1 protein-coding gene is annotated in these 1,284 nt (G+C 64.4%); it reads right to left on the bottom strand.

Annotated features, from left to right (window positions below; translation table 11 throughout):
• On the bottom strand, positions 1–1,208 hold a 1,208-nt coding region (locus tag JW364_RS23995), incomplete at its 3' end, for a transposase (protein WP_205334546.1).
• Positions 1,209–1,284 lie beyond the last annotated feature (76 nt).

The following is a 1,284-nucleotide window of genomic DNA, read 5'->3' as shown; positions in this document are numbered from 1 at the left end:
TCGGCGTCGAAGGTGAAATCGTCGACGACGAAACCACCAGCAACCGCCGGCATGTGTGGCTTGGGTTTGATCACCGCGTTCCATCGTGTCCGCGCCAGCGTGGCCAGCATGTCACCGGAGGCATACGCTGAATCACCCAGCACCTCACGATCGTCGGCGTCGTCGGCGACGGTCGGATCGCTCAGCAACAACCGTGCCCCGACTGCTCCGTCGGAAGTGTCCGGACCAGCGGCTTTGGTCATCTCGATCGCGGTGACCAACCCGGTCTCCGGTTCATTGACGATGTGGCCCTTGAACCCGTCCTGCTGGCGTGCCCGGGTTTTGTGGGCGTGCCGGGTGTCGGTATCGACGGTGGAGATCACCCGGTCCGGGGCGGTCCGGGGCGCGATGCGCCAGCGTCCGTCGGTGCCATCAGAACCTGGTGCCGGTTCCACATCCTGGCCGGTCACCAATGCCAGCAATGCCACCGCCTGCGCCTGGGCCTGGTTACTCGGTTCCTTGTCGATGGCCTCGAGGTCCAGACCGTCGAGCACGGCCAACCCATCTTCGACAAGGGCGCTGATCAGGTCCTGTTGAGCACACTCATCATCCCAGGCGATCCGCGGCTTGCCGGGCCGGTCATAGCCGCCGCCGGTCAACGCGGCCAGACGAGTCGCGTGCTGCTCGACCACCACCGCACCACCGTCGACCTCTCGGGCGACCCGCCGGATCGCCGCGATCACCTGGGTGATGGCGTCCTGGCGGGCCACCGCGTCATCGAAGATCGTCGAATCCAGCGCTCGACGACTCTTACCCGCGAGCACCCCGGTGGTGGTGATGACCTCGCGTACCACCTCGAAAATGCGGTGCGGCCGATCGCTGGCTGCCAGTCGCCGACGCCAGTACGTCAGAGTCGACGGATGAAAACCTTTGTTACCCAACACGAATCCACACGCCGCTTTCCACCGCAGATCGAAAGTGACCGCATCAGCGGCTTCGCGATCGGACAAACCCTGCAGCGTTTGCAGCACGATCACCGACGCCATCGTGGCCGGCGGGATCGACGGACGGCCCCGGCCGCTGGGAAACAGGTCCGCGAACATCTCCGCAGGAAACAACTGCTCGCGATGAGCAGCCAAAAACGCGAACACACTGCCCTCGGCCAGCAAATGCCCGACGACCGAGTTCACATCCAGAAACTCACCCTGACGATCCGGCTCACCCTGCATACCCACCAGGATCCCAGCCCACCAGGCAAACCCGCTCACCCCACACCGAAACGACACCGACTATTTCAGCAGTCTC

Source organism: Gordonia sp. BP-119, assembly GCF_016924115.1.
GTDB classification, from domain to species: Bacteria; Actinomycetota; Actinomycetes; order Mycobacteriales; family Mycobacteriaceae; genus Gordonia; species Gordonia hongkongensis.
The sequence above is the reverse complement of the archived record's forward strand: the minus strand, read 5'-3'. Positions and strand labels throughout refer to the sequence as shown.